The sequence below is a fragment of the Streptomyces solicavernae genome (assembly GCF_029968095.1).
In the GTDB taxonomy this organism is placed as follows: Bacteria; Actinomycetota; Actinomycetes; order Streptomycetales; family Streptomycetaceae; genus Streptomyces; species Streptomyces solicavernae.
This window is the reverse complement of sequence record NZ_JASCIR010000026.1, coordinates 1-14,900: the sequence shown is the minus strand read 5'-3', so window position 1 is coordinate 14,900 and position 14,900 is coordinate 1. Positions and strand designations below refer to the sequence as shown.

General features: G+C 69.7%; 14 protein-coding genes. 7 read left to right on the top strand and 7 right to left on the bottom strand.

Going from position 1 to position 14,900, the window contains the following annotated elements; all coding sequences use genetic code 11:
* Window positions 1-69: 69 nt before the first annotated feature.
* The 3 genes from QIS99_RS24430 to QIS99_RS24420 form a co-directional block, all read right to left on the bottom strand.
* Window positions 70-1,281, bottom strand: coding sequence for a pyridoxal phosphate-dependent aminotransferase (locus tag QIS99_RS24430; protein WP_282515784.1), 1,212 nt, complete (start codon window positions 1,279-1,281; stop codon window positions 70-72).
* A gap of 215 nt (window positions 1,282-1,496) precedes the next feature.
* Window positions 1,497-3,140 carry an N-acyl-D-amino-acid deacylase family protein gene (locus QIS99_RS24425; protein WP_282515783.1) on the bottom strand — a complete coding sequence of 548 codons (1,644 nt, stop codon included), beginning with the start codon at window positions 3,138-3,140 and terminating at the stop codon, window positions 1,497-1,499.
* A 131-nt stretch (window positions 3,141-3,271) separates the two neighbouring features.
* Window positions 3,272-4,570, bottom strand: coding sequence for an amino acid deaminase (locus QIS99_RS24420; RefSeq protein ID WP_282515782.1), 1,299 nt, complete (start codon window positions 4,568-4,570; stop codon window positions 3,272-3,274).
* Between the two features lie 159 nt (window positions 4,571-4,729).
* On the opposite strand from QIS99_RS24420, the gene QIS99_RS24415 reads away from it, so the two are divergent.
* The 6 genes from QIS99_RS24415 to QIS99_RS24390 all read left to right on the top strand — a co-directional run bounded on the left by QIS99_RS24415 (window position 4,730) and on the right by QIS99_RS24390 (window position 10,638).
* Window positions 4,730-5,803: a sugar kinase gene (locus QIS99_RS24415; protein ID WP_408909623.1), complete on the top strand. Its 1,074-nt coding sequence runs from the start codon at window positions 4,730-4,732 to the stop codon at window positions 5,801-5,803.
* A complete protein-coding gene (locus QIS99_RS24410; RefSeq protein WP_282515780.1) occupies window positions 5,800-6,549 on the top strand; it encodes an IclR family transcriptional regulator in 750 nt (249 codons plus the stop codon). Before QIS99_RS24415 ends, QIS99_RS24410 begins: the two co-directional genes overlap by 4 nt.
* Window positions 6,550-6,606: 57 nt before the next feature.
* Window positions 6,607-7,017, top strand: coding sequence for a RidA family protein (locus QIS99_RS24405; protein WP_282515779.1), 411 nt, complete (start codon window positions 6,607-6,609; stop codon window positions 7,015-7,017).
* Window positions 7,018-7,143: 126 nt separating this feature from the next.
* Entirely contained in the window at window positions 7,144-8,619 is a 1,476-nt protein-coding gene (locus QIS99_RS24400; protein ID WP_282515777.1) for a GntP family permease, read from the top strand.
* A 108-nt stretch (window positions 8,620-8,727) separates the two neighbouring features.
* Entirely contained in the window at window positions 8,728-9,063 is a 336-nt protein-coding gene (locus QIS99_RS24395) for a hypothetical protein (RefSeq protein ID WP_282515776.1), read from the top strand.
* A 264-nt stretch (window positions 9,064-9,327) separates the two neighbouring features.
* Window positions 9,328-10,638, top strand: coding sequence for an Nramp family divalent metal transporter (locus tag QIS99_RS24390; RefSeq protein ID WP_282515775.1), 1,311 nt, complete (start codon window positions 9,328-9,330; stop codon window positions 10,636-10,638).
* Between the two features lie 105 nt (window positions 10,639-10,743).
* On the opposite strand, the gene QIS99_RS24385 is transcribed toward QIS99_RS24390, so the two are convergent.
* From QIS99_RS24385 to QIS99_RS24375, 3 genes are all read right to left on the bottom strand, one after another.
* Window positions 10,744-11,781 carry a chitinase gene (locus QIS99_RS24385; RefSeq protein WP_349017320.1) on the bottom strand — a complete coding sequence of 346 codons (1,038 nt, stop codon included), beginning with the start codon at window positions 11,779-11,781 and terminating at the stop codon, window positions 10,744-10,746.
* A gap of 89 nt (window positions 11,782-11,870) precedes the next feature.
* Complete coding sequence (locus tag QIS99_RS24380; protein WP_282515774.1) at window positions 11,871-12,761, bottom strand: helix-turn-helix domain-containing protein; 891 nt, start codon at window positions 12,759-12,761, stop codon at window positions 11,871-11,873.
* Window positions 12,762-13,147: 386 nt separating this feature from the next.
* Window positions 13,148-13,528 (bottom strand): hypothetical protein, encoded by a 381-nt coding sequence (locus tag QIS99_RS24375; protein ID WP_282515773.1) that lies wholly within the window; start codon window positions 13,526-13,528, stop codon window positions 13,148-13,150.
* A gap of 352 nt (window positions 13,529-13,880) precedes the next feature.
* Between QIS99_RS24375 and QIS99_RS24370 the strand changes: the two genes are divergently transcribed.
* A complete protein-coding gene (locus tag QIS99_RS24370; protein WP_282515772.1) occupies window positions 13,881-14,375 on the top strand; it encodes a hypothetical protein in 495 nt (164 codons plus the stop codon).
* A 44-nt stretch (window positions 14,376-14,419) separates the two neighbouring features.
* Here QIS99_RS24370 and cyaB read toward each other — a convergent pair.
* Window positions 14,420-14,900: class IV adenylate cyclase (gene cyaB / locus QIS99_RS24365; RefSeq protein WP_282515771.1), on the bottom strand; the 481-nt coding region annotated here is incomplete at its 5' end.

Genomic DNA, 14,900 nt, shown 5'->3' with positions numbered 1-14,900 from the left:
GCCGAAGAGGCAGGTCAGAGGCAGGTCAGAGGCAGGCCAGAGGCAGGCCAGAGGCAGGCCAGAGGCAGGTCAGTGCTGCCCGTAGCCGTCCAGGAAGCGGCCGATCCGGGTCACCGCGTCCGCGAGGTCGGAGGCCTGCGGCAGGGTCACGACGCGGAAGTGATCGGGCTCGGGCCAGTTGAAGCCGGTGCCGTGCACAACCATGATCTTCTCGGCGCGCAGCAGGTCGAGCACCATCTGCCGATCGTCCTTGACCTTGAACACCTTCGGGTCCAGACGCGGGAACAGATACAGCGCGCCCTTCGGCTTCACGCAGGTCACGCCCGGGATCTGGGTGAGCAGTTCGTACGCGGTGTCGCGCTGTTCGAGGAGGCGGCCGCCCGGCAGTACGAGGTCGTCGATCGTCTGCCGTCCGCTGAGCGCGGCCACCACTCCGTGCTGTGCGGGCATGTTGGCGCAGAGCCGCATGTTGGCCAGGATCGTCAGACCCTCGATGTACGACTCGGCGTGCGCCCGCGGCCCCGAGATCACCATCCAGCCGGTGCGGTAACCGGCCACGCGGTACGCCTTCGACATGCCGTTGAAGGTGAGGGTGAGCAGGTCGGGGGCGAGGGCGGCGGTCGGGGTGTGGGTGGCGCCGTCGTACAGGATCTTGTCGTAGATCTCGTCCGAGCAGACCAGGAGGTTGTGGCGGCGGGCGATGTCGGTGAGGCCGCGCAGCACGTCGTCGCTGTAGACGGCGCCCGTCGGGTTGTTCGGGTTGATGATCACGATCGCCTTGGTGCGGTCGGTGACCTTCCGCTCCACGTCGGCGAGATCGGGCATCCAGTCGGACTGCTCGTCGCAGCGGTAGTGCACGGCGGTGCCGCCGGAGAGGGAGACGGCGGCGGTCCACAGCGGATAGTCCGGGGCCGGTACGAGGACCTCGTCGCCGTCGTCGAGCAGGGCCTGCATGGCCATCACGATCAGCTCGGAGACGCCGTTGCCGATGTAGACGTGCTCGACGTCCGACTCGACGCCGAGGGTCTGGTAGTGCATGACGACCGCGCGGCGGGCGGCTAGCAGGCCCTTCGCGTCGCCGTAGCCGTGTGCCGAGCCGACGTTGCGCAGGACGTCCTCAAGGATCTCCGGGGGTGCCTCGAAGCCGAAGGCCGCGGGGTTGCCGGTGTTGAGCTTGAGGATGCGGTGGCCTGCTGCTTCGAGCCGCATCGCCTCTTCGAGAACCGGGCCCCGGATCTCGTAGCAGACGTTGGAGAGCTTCGTCGACTGGATCAGCTGCATGCGGCAACTTTACGAGGGGGGTTCGGGGCGGCGCCTGGTGTTTACGGCCACGTGGGGCGCCCTGCGGGCGGTGTCGGGAACGGTGCCCTTCCATCGCATGGCTGTCGGGGCGGGGCGCAGGGGGATTGGTGGTCCGGGAGGTTGTGGGCCTGGGAACCGCGGTCTGGGGCGAGGTGAGTGATTTACCCCACCCCGCCCCACCCCGCCCTCCCCGGCTACCGCCGGGAGGTGCCCCCGGACGGGCTGGGGTTGCGTACCGTGCGGCCCGCCAGCGTGTCCGTCCGCTTGCCGTCCTGCATGACGAACCTGCCGTCGATCAGCACATGCGGAATGCCCACCGGCAGCGTGCGCGGGGCCGCGAAGGTGGAGCCCGCGGCGACCGTGTCCGGGTCGAAGAGGACCAGGTCGGCCCGGTAGCCCTCGCGGACGAGGCCGCGGTCGGGCAGACGCAGGCGGGCCGCAGGGCGGGAGGTGAGGTGGGCGACGGTCTCCTCCAGGCCCAGCACGCCGAGGTCCCGCGCGTACCGGCCGAGGTACTGCGGAAACGTGCCGTACGCGCGCGGGTGCGGCTTGAAGCCCTGCAGGATGCCGTCCGAGCCGCCGGTGTGCACGCGGTGCTGCATGATCGCCTGCACGTTCTCCTCGTGGCCGACGTGCTGGAGGATCGTCGAGCCGAGGTTGTCGTTGATCAGCAGGCGCCGGGCGGTGATCCACGGGGCCTCGCCGCGCTGGGCGGCGGACTCGGCGATCGTCTTGCCGACGCAGGACGCGAGTCCGGGGTCCGAGACACCGGAGATCTCGATGGTGTCCCACTCGATGGGTACGCCGTGGCAGCCGTCGGCGCCGATCTCCTCCATGTGGTGGCGGATCTTCTCGGCGGTCTCGTCGTCCTTGAGGCGGGCCAGGATCGCATCGGGCCCGCCCTCGCTCGCCCAGCTCGGCAGCATCGCGACGAGCGTGGTGCAGCCGGGGGTGTACGGGTACGTGTCGAGGCTGATGTCGGCGCCGCCGGCGAGGGCGTCGTCGATGAGCGCCAGCAGGTCCGGGGCCTTGCCCTTGTTGACGCCGAAGTTCATCGTGGCGTGCGCGAGGTGCAGCGCGCAGTCCGCGTCCCGGGTCAGGTCCATCATTTCCCGGTACGCGTCCAGGGCGCCCGCCCCGTACGAGCGGTGGTGGGGGCAGTAGTAGCCGTCGTAGGCCGCCACGACCCGGCACAGTTCGGCCAGTTCGGAGTCCTTGGCGTACATGCCGGGCGTGTACGTCAGGCCCGAGGACATGCCGACGGCGCCCTGCTGCATGCCCTCCGCGACCAGCTGCCGCATCCGCTCCAGCTCGGCGTCCGTGGCCGGGCGGTCGTCCCAGCCCACCGCGTACATCCGGACCGTGCCCTGCGGGATCAGGTACGCGGCGTTCACCGCGATGCCCTCGCCGCCGTGGGCGCTGTCGAGGGCGTCGAGGTAGCCGCCGACGGTGCGCCAGGAGAAGTCGACGGACGTGTCTCCGGGCGCACCGCCGTTCCAGCCGGTGATGGCCTGGCGGACCTGGGTGAGGGTGCGGTCGTCGACGGGCGCGTAGGAGAGGCCGTCCTGGCCGATGACTTCCAGGGTCACGCCCTGGGCGGCCTTCGCGCTGTGGTCCGGGTCGCGGAGGAGGGCGAGGTCGCTGTGGGCGTGCATGTCGATGAAGCCCGGGGAGAGGGCGAGGCCGTCGGCGTCGACCTCCTGCGCGCCGGTCGGGCGCGGGCCGTCTCCTTCGCGGTGGATCTCGGCGATCCGGCCGTTGTCGAGGGCGACGTCTGCGCGGTACGAGGCGTCGCCGGTGCCGTCGATGACGCGGGCGTCGCGGATGACCAGGTCCATGGGGGGTGCCTCTCTTGGTTCTTTTCTCCCCGCCCCGCCCCTTCCCGAAAGCCTGCGGCGCTTCCACGACGGCGCTGCGGCCGAACGACGACGGGACGCGGGGTGGGGCTCAGAAAGACGCGGGGTGGGGCTCAGAAATACGTGCGGATGTAGTCCGTGACCGTGCCGTCGGCCGCGACCAGCGGGATCAGCTGCCACTTGTCGAAGGACGTGCAGGGGTGGGACAGGCCCAGGCCGACCCAGTCGCCCACCTCCAGTTCCGCCCCGTCGGCCGTGCGGACCCAGCCGTGCTGGTCGGAGAGCCCGGTGACCGTGACCCCGGCCGCCTCACGGACCTCGCCCGTGCGCGCGTCCCGCACCACCTGCGCCTCGGGCAGGTCCAGGTCGTACGCCGCGTCCCGCTTCCCCGCGTTGACGAACGCCTGCCCGGGGTTGGGGCGCGACACCACCTGGGCCCAGAGCCGGAACGCGGGCTGCAGGGCGCCCTCGTCCGGGACCCGGTTGAACGGGGTGAGGTGCCGGTAGTGGCCGTCGTCGTGGGAGACGTAAGCGCCGGAGCGCAGCAGCTTCAGGACCGGGGCGGACAGCTCGGGGATCTCGGCGAAGACGTCCGCCACCGCGTCGAACCACGCGCTGCCGCCCGCGCTGACCACGATCTCGTCGAGCCCGGCGAAGCGGCCGGCCTTGTCGAAGTCCACGGCGAGCGCGACCAGGCGGCGCAGCCAGGCGTGCACCCGCTCGGGGTCGGCCTGCGGGACCTCGCCCTCGTACCCGGCGACACCGGCCAGGCGCAGCGTCGGCACCCCCGCCACCGCGTCCGCGACCGCCGCGCACTCGGCCTCCGTACGGACACCGGTACGGGCCGCGTCGCCCGCGCCCAGCTCCACCACGACCTCGACGGGGCGCGAGGCGCCGGCCGCGCGCAGGGCCGCGTCCATCAGCTCGACGCCGCGCACGGAGTCCACGTAGCAGATGAAGCGGAAGTCGGGGTCCGCGTCCAACTCGCCGGCCAGCCAGCGCAGGGCGGCCGCGTCGACCAGCTCGTTGGCGAGGAAGACGCGGCGGGTGCCGTGCGCGCGGGCCACCCGGACCTGGTGCGGGACGGCGAGCGTGATCCCCCAGGCGCCGTGCTCCTCCTGGCGGGCGAAGAGCTCGGGGGCCATGGAGGTCTTGCCGTGCGGGGCGAAGGCCAGGCCGTGGCGGGTGGAGTACGTCTCCATCAGGGCCAGGTTGTGCTCGACGCGCTCGGCGGAGAGGGCGAGCACGGGCGTGGTGAAGCCGTCCGTGAAGAGGTTGCGGCGCTGCGCGGCGAGCTCGCCGACGGTCAGGCCCTCGGCGTCCGGGGGCAGGCCCTTGAAGCGGAAGTCGACCCGCTCATCGGCGAGTTGGGTCCGTGACGTGCGCTGTCCGACCGCGTTGTCGGCTGCCATTAGGGGGCCTCCTCAGGGCTATCCGCGCCGGCTCATCTGCAGTCCGTTGCATTCTCTGCAATGGCCATTGCGCATTTCGCTTACTGCTGTCTAACATCCGAGCCAATACCGGGTCAATGACGCCCGGCCCAGCGGCGAAGGAGATCGAGCGTGCCCACCGTGAACGCGTCAGGACCCCTCCAGGGGGCGGACCACGTCGGTACCGACGTCGTCTGCCTCGGTGAGTCCATGGTCACGTTCCGGCCCTCCCGACCCGGACGCCTCGCCGACGTGCCCTCATTCGAGCGCGGCATCGGCGGCGCCGAGTCCAACGTCGCCTGCACGCTGGCCCTGGCCGGGCACAGCGCCCGATGGGTCAGCCGGGTGGGCGCCGACGGGTTCGGCGAGCACCTGATCTCCGCGATCGGCGCGTGCGGGGTCGACGTCTCGTCGGTCGAGCGGGACCCGTCCCGGCCTACGGGGATCTACTTCCGTACGGCGGGGGAGCGGGCCACACAGGTTGACGGCGAGGCCTCCGAGACCGCCGAGGTCGCCTACTACCGCGCCGGCTCCGCCGCCTCCGCCATGGCCCCCGGAAACATCGATCCGGACTCCCTGGCCGACGGCGGCATCCTGCACGTATCCGGCATCACCGCCGCCCTCTCCGCCGACTGCCTCGCCCTGATGCGCGAGCTGACAGCGCCCCGCCCCGGCCGGCCCCTCGTCTCCTTCGACGTCAACTACCGCGTCCACCTGTGGGACGACCCCGCGCAGGCCGGCCCCGTCCTGCTCGACCTGGCGCGCGGCAGCGACCTCGTGTTCGTCGGCGAGGACGAGGCCGAGGCCGCCTGGGGCATCACCGGCGGGCCCGCCGCGATCCGGGCCGCGCTCACCGAGCCGCACACCCTCGTCGTCAAGCAGGGCGCCGACGGCGCGACGGTCTTCAGCGGTACGGACGCCACGTACGAGCCGTCCCTGAAGGTCGACGTCGTCGCCTCCGTCGGCGCCGGGGACGCCTTCGCCGCCGGGTTCCTCTCCGCCACCCTGCGCGGGCTCGACGACTCCGCGCGGCTGCGCCACGGCCACCTGATGGCCGCCGCCGCCCTCCTCGTCCCCGGCGACCTGGGCGCACCGCCCGCCCGCGCCGAGGCCGACCGGCTCGCCGCGCTGCCGGCCGAGGCGTGGGAGACACTGCGCCTTGGCCCGGACACGATCAAGAACGAGCACTGGGCCGGGGAGGTAGTGACCACATGAGCCAGACCGTCGACCGGGCACTGAGCATCCTGCCGCTGCTCGCCGAGGGACCCGCCGACCTGGGGCAGGTCGCCGAGCGGCTCGACGTACACAAGTCGACCGCGCTGCGACTCCTGCGCACCCTGCACGAGCACGGCCTCGTGTACCGCCAGTCCGACCAGCGCTACCGCCTGGGCGCCCGGCTCTTCGCGCTGGCCCAGGAAGCGGTGGAGAACCTCGACGTACGCGAGATCGCCCACCCGCACCTGATCGAGCTGAACGAACAGATCGGCCACACCATCCACCTCGCCGTGTACGAGGAGAACGAGGTCCTCTACATCGACAAGGTGGAGAGCCGCTACCCGGTGCGGATGTACTCCCGCATCGGCAAGCCCGTCGCGATCACCGTCGCCGCCGTGGCCAAGCTGCTGCTCGCCGACCTGTCCGAGCCGGAGCGGCGCGCCGTCGCCGAGAAGCTCGACTACCCCATGTACACGTCCCGTTCGATACCCAACGCCGCGGCCTTCCTCAGGGAACTCGCCGCCGTACGCGAACAGGGCTGGGCCACCGACCTCGGTGGCCACGAGGAGTCCATCAACTGCATCGGGGCCCCCATCCGCGGTGCGGACGGAAGGGTCGTCGCCGCCATGTCGGTCTCCGCGCCGAACGTCGTCGTCACCGCCGAGGAACTCCTCACCCTGCTGCCGCAGGTGCGCCGCACCGCGGACGCCATCAGCCGCGAGTACTCGGGCCACACCCCCGCGTAGGCCCATCGACCCGAACTCAGTCCGCTCGCAGTTCCACACCCCGTAGAAGGAAAGTTCATGACCGAGAAGACCGCCCTCACCCCCGCCACCCACACCGCCCCGCCCGCGAAGTTCTCGCACGGCGTGAAGAAGGGCAACATCCTCCAGGTCGCCGGCCAGGTCGGCTTCCTGCCCGCCGAGGAGGGCAAGGCCCCCACCCCGGCAGGCCCGACGCTGCGCGAGCAGACCCTGCAGACCTTCGCCAACGTCCAGGCGATCCTCGAAGAGGGCGGCGCCACCTGGGACGACGTGATGATGATGCGCGTCTACCTCACGGACGTGGACCACTTCGCCGAGATGAACCAGATCTACAACGAGTACTTCGAGGAGCAGGGCCTGAAGGCCCCCGCCTCCGCCCGTACCACCGTGTACGTCGGCCTCCCCAAGGGTCTCCTCATCGAGATCGACGCCCTGGCCGTCCTCGGCTGACGTGCCGTTAGCCCCCCTGGCTCCTCCGCTCCACCAGGCCCACGGCACGGCGCCGCCTCCCCCGCGCGCGCCGTGCCGTGACCCCCCACACCCTCAATCCCCCGTTTGGACAATGGAGTTACTCCCATGCTGCTTGCCGCCGCCGCGCCCGCCGCCGAGGCGCCACCCCACACCGGTGGACTGCTCACCTTCATCGACGGCACCGCGGGACTGCTCACCGTCGCCGTTCTCGGCATCGCCCTGCTGCTCTTCCTGATCATCAAGGTCCGCCTGCAGCCCTTCGTCGCGCTGCTCGCCGTCTCCATCGCCGTGGGACTCTCGGCCGGCCTCTCCGTCACGGAGCTCTTCGGCACCGTCCAGAAGTCCGCCGCCGTCTCGATGATCGAGTCCGGCATGGGCGGCATCCTCGGCCACGTCGCGATCATCATCGGCCTCGGCACCATGCTCGGCGCCATCCTCGAAGTCTCCGGCGGCGCCGAGGTGCTGAGCTCCCGCCTGCTCGGCCTCTTCGGCGAGAAGCGCGCCCCGCTCGCCATGGGCATGACCGGCCTGATCTTCGGTATCCCGGTCTTCTTCGACGTCGGCATCTTCGTCCTCGCGCCGATCGTCTACGCCGCCGCCAAGCGCTCCGGCAAGTCGATACTCCTGTACTGCATGCCGCTGCTCGCGGGTCTGTCCATGACCCACGCGTTCCTGCCGCCGCACCCCGGCCCCGTCGCCGCCGCCGGACTGTTCAACGTCTCGCTCGGCTGGATCATCATCATGGGCATCGTCTGCGGCATCCCCGCCGTGCTCGCCGCCTGGGCCTACTCGACCTGGATCGGCAACCGCCTCTTCGTGCCCGTCCCGCACGACATGCTGGAGGCCACCGAGGAGGCCAAGGCCGCCGTCGCCGCCGAGCGCGCCGAGTCCGGCGCCAAGGCCCCGGAGAAGCCGGTCGCCCTCTCCACGGTCTTCACCATCATCGGTACGCCGCTGGTCCTCATCCTCGCCGCGACGTTCTCCTCGATCGCGCTCGACGAGTCCACGCTGCGCTCCGTCATCGAGTTCTTCGGCCACCCCTTCGTGGCCCTGACCATCGCCCTGCTGCTCGCGTACTACCTGCTCGGCATCCGCCGCGGCTGGCACCGCAAGTCCCTGGAGCAGGTCTCCACCGCGTCCCTGAAGCCGGTCGGCAACATTCTGCTCGTCGTCGGCGCGGGCGGGGTCTTCGGCGCCGTCCTCAAGGGCTCCGGCATCGCGGACGCGCTCGCGGACACCTTCAACGGCATGGGCCTGCCGATCATCGTGCTCGCGTACCTGATCTCCGTGGTCCTCCGGGTCGCGCAGGGCTCGGCGACCGTCGCGATCGTCGCCACCGCCGGCATCGTCGTCCCGCTGGTCGAGGGCGGCGGCCACTCGCAGGCCTTCCTCGCCCTGATCATCATGGCCATCTCGGCCGGCTCGATCTTCGCCTCGCACGTCAACGACGGCGGCTTCTGGATCGTCGCCAAGTACTTCGGCATCTCCGAGCGGGACACGCTGAAGTCCTGGACGGTCCTGGAGACGGTCCTGTCCCTCGCCGGGTTCGCGGTGGCCGCGCTGCTGAGCCTGCTGGTCTAGGCGGACTGCTGGTCCAGGCAGTCCGCTGGTCCAGGCAGACTGCTGGTCGTCCTCAAGCGCCGGACGGGCTGATTCCAGCCCGTCCGGCGCCCGCTTAGAATCGGTCCCATGTCCTTCGGCCCGCCCCCGCCCGCCTACCCGCCCCAGCAGCCCGTACCGCCGCCGGGCCCGGACTTCCTGGCCAGCGACAAGGGCCGCGCCGTCGTCGTCGACCCGGCCGGGGTGTGCTTCGAGAACTACGGCCACACCGCCGAGTTCGGCTGGCACGAGGTCGGCAACGTCCACTTCACCGGCCAGGGCACCTGCCTGCGCGTGGGCGTGACGCACGCGAGCGGGGCGTTCGTCGAGTGCATGGTCGACGCCAAGCGACCGGAGCGGCTGCAGCAGTGGTTCGCCGAGCTCGCCCCGGTCCTCGGGTACTACCTCAACGGCCGTACGGGATAGCCGGGGTCGAGCCTCACTTGCAGTACTGCTCCTCCACGGTTGGGGGTGACGCACGCGCTCATCGTGGCTCTGACTTTGACATGAACCGGTCAAGCAGTTATTGGGCTGATGGTCCATCGGGCCGCGCCCCCGCCGAACCCCTTGTGCGATCAGCGGGTTCGCGCTTTGGTGACCACGATCACTGACGAAATTCGTACGTACTCGTACTCGTACTCGTATTCGTACTCGTACTCGGGGACCTGCCCCGGACGACGGGGAGGCGGCATGGCGGACACGACCGGCAACATCAGAGGCGGGACGGGGGAGGACATCTCGCAGCCGCGCAAGTCGAGTTGGGCGTACATCGGGCCGGGCATCGTGGTCGCGGCGACCGGGGTCGGTGCCGGTGACCTGGTGGCGACGCTGATCGCGGGCAGCAACTTCGGATACACCCTGCTGTGGGCCGCCGTGATCGGCTGCCTCGTGAAGATCTCCCTCGCGGAGGCGTGCGGCCGCTGGCACCTCGCCACCGGCCGCACCCTCTTCGACGGCTGGCAGAGCCTCGGCCGCTGGACGACGGTCTACTTCGCGATCTACGTGGTCATCTGGGGCTTCGTGTACGGGGCCACCGCGATGTCGTCGTCGGCGCTGCCGCTCGTCGCGCTCTTCCCGGAGGGGCCGGACCTCAAGGTGTGGGCCGTGGCGATGGGCCTGGTCGGCCTGGTCTTCGTCTGGTTCAACAAATACGCGGTCTTCGAGAAGCTGATGACGGTGCTCATCGGCATCATGTTCGTGGTCGTCGTCTACGTGGCGATCCGTGTGACGCCGAACCTCGGCGAGGCCTTCACGGGCCTGGTGCCGATCCTGCCGGACGGCTCGCTGCTCTACACCCTCGGCCTGGTCGGCGGCGTCGGCGGCACCATCACGATGGCCGCGTACGGGTATTGGGTGAACGCCAAGGGCTGGACCGACACCGGCTGGATGAAGGTGATGCGGCTCGACAACCGGGTCGCGTACATCACCACCGGCGTCTTCGTCGTCGCGATGCTGATCGTCGGCGCGGAGCTGCTGCACACGACCGGGCTTGCGCTCACCCAGGGCGGCCAGGGCCTGATCGACCTGGGCACGATCCTGGAGGACCGGTACGGCACCGCCACCGCCAAGCTGTTCCTGGTCGGCTTCTTCGCCACGTCGTTCTCGTCCCTGGTCGGCGTCTGGCACGGCGTGAGCCTGATGTTCGCCGACTTCGTGGGCCGACTGCGGGGCGGTGCGAGGGGCGGGCGTGACGCCGCGGTGGCCGAGGTGGCGACGGGGGAGCGGGAGAAGTCGGCGCCGTTCCGCTGGTACCTGCTCTGGCTGACGTTCCCGCCGATGGTCCTGCTGTGGCTGGACCGCCCCTTCGGTCTTGTCGTCGTCTACGGCGTGCTCGGCGCGTTCTTCATGCCGTTCCTGGCGGCGACGCTGATCTGGCTCCTCAACTCGTCCCGCACGCCAGCGGAGTGGCGGAACGGCTGGCTCAGCAACGGAATGCTGGCCGCGGCGGGGCTGCTGTTCATCGTCCTGTGCGTGCAGCAGGTGCGGGAGCTGCCCTGGTAGGCCATCGCCGGAGGGGCTGATGATTCAGCCCCTCCGGCGATGTAGCGATGGAGGAGGCCCGTCCGGCAGGACTTTCGGGAAGGGTCGGAGTGGGGAAGAGACCGCCTACGGCAGCCCGTGTACGTGCGGTCCGACCGTCCCCGACCACGAACTGCCCGCCGCCGCGTCCCAGTTGGTCGACCAGGTCATCGCACCCCGAATCCCCGGGTACGTCTTCGACGGCTTGAACGAGCCGCAACTCGTGCCCTTGGCGAGGCAGTCGAGCGCCGCGTTCACCACGGACGGCTCCACATACCCGCCCCCCGCGGCGTTCGGCGAAGCCGGCGTACCGATGCCGACCTGGGACGGGTCGAGCCCGTTCTCCAGCTGGATGCAGGCGAGCCCCGTCAGGAAGTCCACCGTGCCCTGCGAGTAGACCTTGCCGTCACACCCCAGCATCGAACCGCTGTTGTAGTACTGCATGTTGACGACGGTCAGGATGTCCTTGATGTTCAGCGCCGTCTTGAAGTACTCGTTCTGCGGCGACTGCATGTCGATCGTCTGCGGCGCCATCGTGATGACGAGCCCCGGCGCCTTCGCGGCGAGCGACTTCAACGCCTGCGACATGTAGGTCGAGTTGAGGCCGTTCTCCAGGTCGATGTCGACACCGTCGAAGCCGTACTCCTGCATCTCGGCGTAGACCGAGTCCGCGAACGCCGCGGCCGAGGCGGCGTCATTGACGGCGACCGTTCCCTTCTCGCCACCCACGGACAGGATCACGGACTTGCCCGCGGCCTGCTTTGCCTTGATGTCGGCCTTGAACTGTTCGACGGTGTAACCGCCGAGCCCCGCCGAGTCGAGGTTGAATTTCACCTGGCCCGGAGTGCCGGTGGCGTCCGCGAAGGCGACGGCGATGATGTCGTACGCGTCCTGGACATCGGCCAACTTCTGCACGGTGGCGCCGTTGTCGAAGTTCTGCCAGTACCCGGTCACGGCGTGCTTCGGCACGGCGTCGGCGCCGACGGAGACCTGGTACGCGGCGGCCTCTTCGACACCTCCGGCGCTGGCCTGTGTGGCCGTACCGGCGAACGCGAGCGCGCAGGCCGCCGCCGCGGCGGCCGCGAAGCTGCCCACGCGACGGTGCTTTCGGGATATGCGATGCACTGCTGCCTCCAGGTGGGGGGAAATGCAGGAGTGGTGCGTGCAGTCACGAACGGCGGCCACCGAGGGTGCTGTTGCCCGTACAAACTGGTCTAGGCCAATAGTCTTGTCAAGACCTCTGGCGGCTCCGGCTCGCCACACTCCGGGCACCGCCCCGGCTCCGGGGCCCGAAAGGCCCGGTCGCAGGCGTCGCAGTTCTGGAGCGGATCGGGGCGGGGCGCCGGCGGGGGCGCGGCGGGCAGCGGAGGCGGCAGCATCTCGGCCAGCCGGTGTGCGAGCAGCGCGGCGGGATGCCGGATCGGCTCGGCGGGCAGACAGGCGGTCAGTGTTCTGCGTACGGCGTCGGGTTCTACGTCCCGCTCCAGCCAGGTCGTTACGGCGGGGGCGAGGCGCCGGATGTCGCGGCGGGAGAGGAGCAGGCGGGGGTCGTACCGCCGGAGGGAGGAGAGGAGTTCGGCGGCTTGGGGGTCGGGGGCGGGTTCTTCGGGCGGTGGGGCGGGGGCGGGGACGAGGTCCGGCCTCGGAGCGAGCTCGGGCTCCGGAATGAGCTCGGGCTCCGGAGTGAGCTCGGGCTCCGGAGTGAGCTCCGGCTCGGGCTCGGGCTCGGGTTCTGGACCGTCTTCCATCATCGCTAGCGGGATGTTGTACGAAACGGTCCGGGTGACGACTCGCCCGGAGGGGAGCCGTTCGCGCGTGCGGGCGAGGTAGCCGTGGGTCTCCAGCTCGCGCAGTGCGGCGGCGATGCGCACCTCGCCTTCGGTGAACCGCCTGCTCAGCGCCTTGATGCTGACATCGGCCCCGGTGGGCAGCGACTGGATGTACGCGCTGATGCCGACTGCGAGGCCGGAGACCTCCCGGTGCTGGAGCAGGTCATCGCTCAGGACGGTGAACCGTTTGCGGAGCCGTCGCTTGAGGTGCTGTACGCCGCGGGAGGGAACGGGAGACGGGGCGCACGTGGGCGCGCTAAGCTGCTGAAGAGCCATCGGGAAGGGTCTGCTTCCTTGGTGGTGAGGCCCTCGCATCGGGATGCCAGTCCCGGCGAGGGCCGTTGCATGTCTGGACTTGTTGCTTGCTCTGGGCTTGCTGCCTTGCCCTGGGCTTGTTGTCTTGCTCTGGGCCGAGCCTTGCCCGCCAACTGGCATATGCGCAAGCTGGGTTGGGTCGCATCACCCAGTTGGGTGAACCGAACTCAGGCTCACGGATGCGGAGTTGGCGTTACTGGAGCGGGGGTGGGTTGGGGGAAGGTTCTCTCCCAAGGTTCTTAGATCTTTGACGTCGGGCACCACCGCACATCAGCCCACCGGCCCGTGGAAACCTCGATCCGGTGGCCGGTCACGGTGCCGGTGCGAGCGGGCTCGCGAGTACTCCGTCAGTCTCCGTGCGCGAGCCACGCGACAATGGCGAGGCCGAAGGTAAAGAACGAGAGCGCCTTGCCGTAGAAGAAGGCCACCAAGCAGGCTGAAATGCCGAACCCCAGCCGAGACGTTCGATGCTGCCGCGTCCTGGGAAACAGCCAGCTGGCCAGGCAGAGAGCAGCTGCAATCAAGTAGCCGGAGCACAGCTGCCACGGAGGCTCAACAAGGGCGTAATCCGAGTACCCCAGGACCACTGCGAGCGGCGTCGTGACAGCCGGAATCGTCCACCACGTCGGATCAGGTGCGTTCCATGACGCGAACCACCGGTACTGCCAGGGCTGCCGGTAGAACTCGGGCGGGGGCGGTGCGTACGGGTTCTGGTTCGGGATCGCCATGTGAACGAGTGAACCGCAGGCCAGTGAGGCGACGGCACTGCTCGCGTACTCATCCTCGCCCGCCGACGTACTCAGCTGAGTAGGCGACTGAGTACGACCGCCCATGCGGATCCGGCCCGCGAGACGCGACGCTGGGGCCATGACCACGCCGCCCGGACCTCCTCCGCAGCCCGCCGGATTCCCTCCACCGCCCCACAACACCGGATTCCCGGCACCTCCTGGCTTCCCACCTCCGGCGTACCCACCTCTCTCCCCGCCTCCCCCTCCGCCGCGTCCTCGAAGGGCGCTGCGCGTCGGCATCATCGTCGGATTGGTTCTCGCGCTGCTTGCTGCCGGAGGGGTGGCGCTGTGGATGTGGCAAGACCCGTTGGCCGGAAACCCGCGGGTCACCGACAAGGCGGCCGGGATCTCGTACGGCATTCCCGATGACTGGAAGCAGCGCAAGGGCGAACTCATCAAGCCCTTCACCTCGACCATCACCAAGAAGCCCAAGGGGCCCGAGGGAGAAGGGATCGGAAGCACCGTCATCGCCGGTCCTGGCGGCGCTGTCCCGGAGGCCGATCTCAAGCGGCGGACAGAGAGCGCCGCCTGGAACAACGCGGTGTTCTTCTACCCGAACGGCGACTCGACCATCAAGAGCTCGGAGTCGATCACCGTGGACGGCCGACCCGCGCACACGGTGACGAGCGCCGTCGAGGACGGGGAGGGCGGCGAGGTCCACCTCCAGATCACGATCGTCACCCTCGACGACAGCCGGTCCGCGTTCCTCATCGGGCTCGTCGACCCATTGGGTTCTTCGGACGAGGGCGTCGTCGACGCCGTGGTGGACAGAGTCGAGGTCCTTTAGCGGAGGACGGGATGGCCACGCGCAGACCCTGCAGGCTGGCCTCCTCAACCGGGAGTACGGCGGGCGGCAACCGCATCAGTGTAGAGCTCGGTGGTGAAGTCGTCTGCGGTGATGCGTAGTTCGCTCATCATCGCGCGGATGTCGTCAAGCGCGGGTACGACGTTCTTCGCGTCCTGGACCATCGTCTCGACCTCCAGGAACGTGCCGTCGATTTCCGGGACTTGGACCAAAGTGGCCAGCAGGTCACGCCCGTTTGCTCCGAAGCGATAGTTCCGGCAGCGTTTCTGGAAGGTGATGGTGGGGCCGTACCCGAGCCCGCGCAGCATGGCGTGCACGGCCTCCGGGGCTTCCACGACCGTTTCGTGCTCGGGCTTGGACCCGGATGCCGCATCGATTCTGGCGCCCTTGTAAGTCAGCACCGACCGGGTGGAGTCGGGCCCGTGGATCGTACGAACCCGCAACTCCCGGTCCGTTGCCTCCAGGCTGCGGGACGGGTCGTCGTAATAGGTGTCCTGATACACCTCG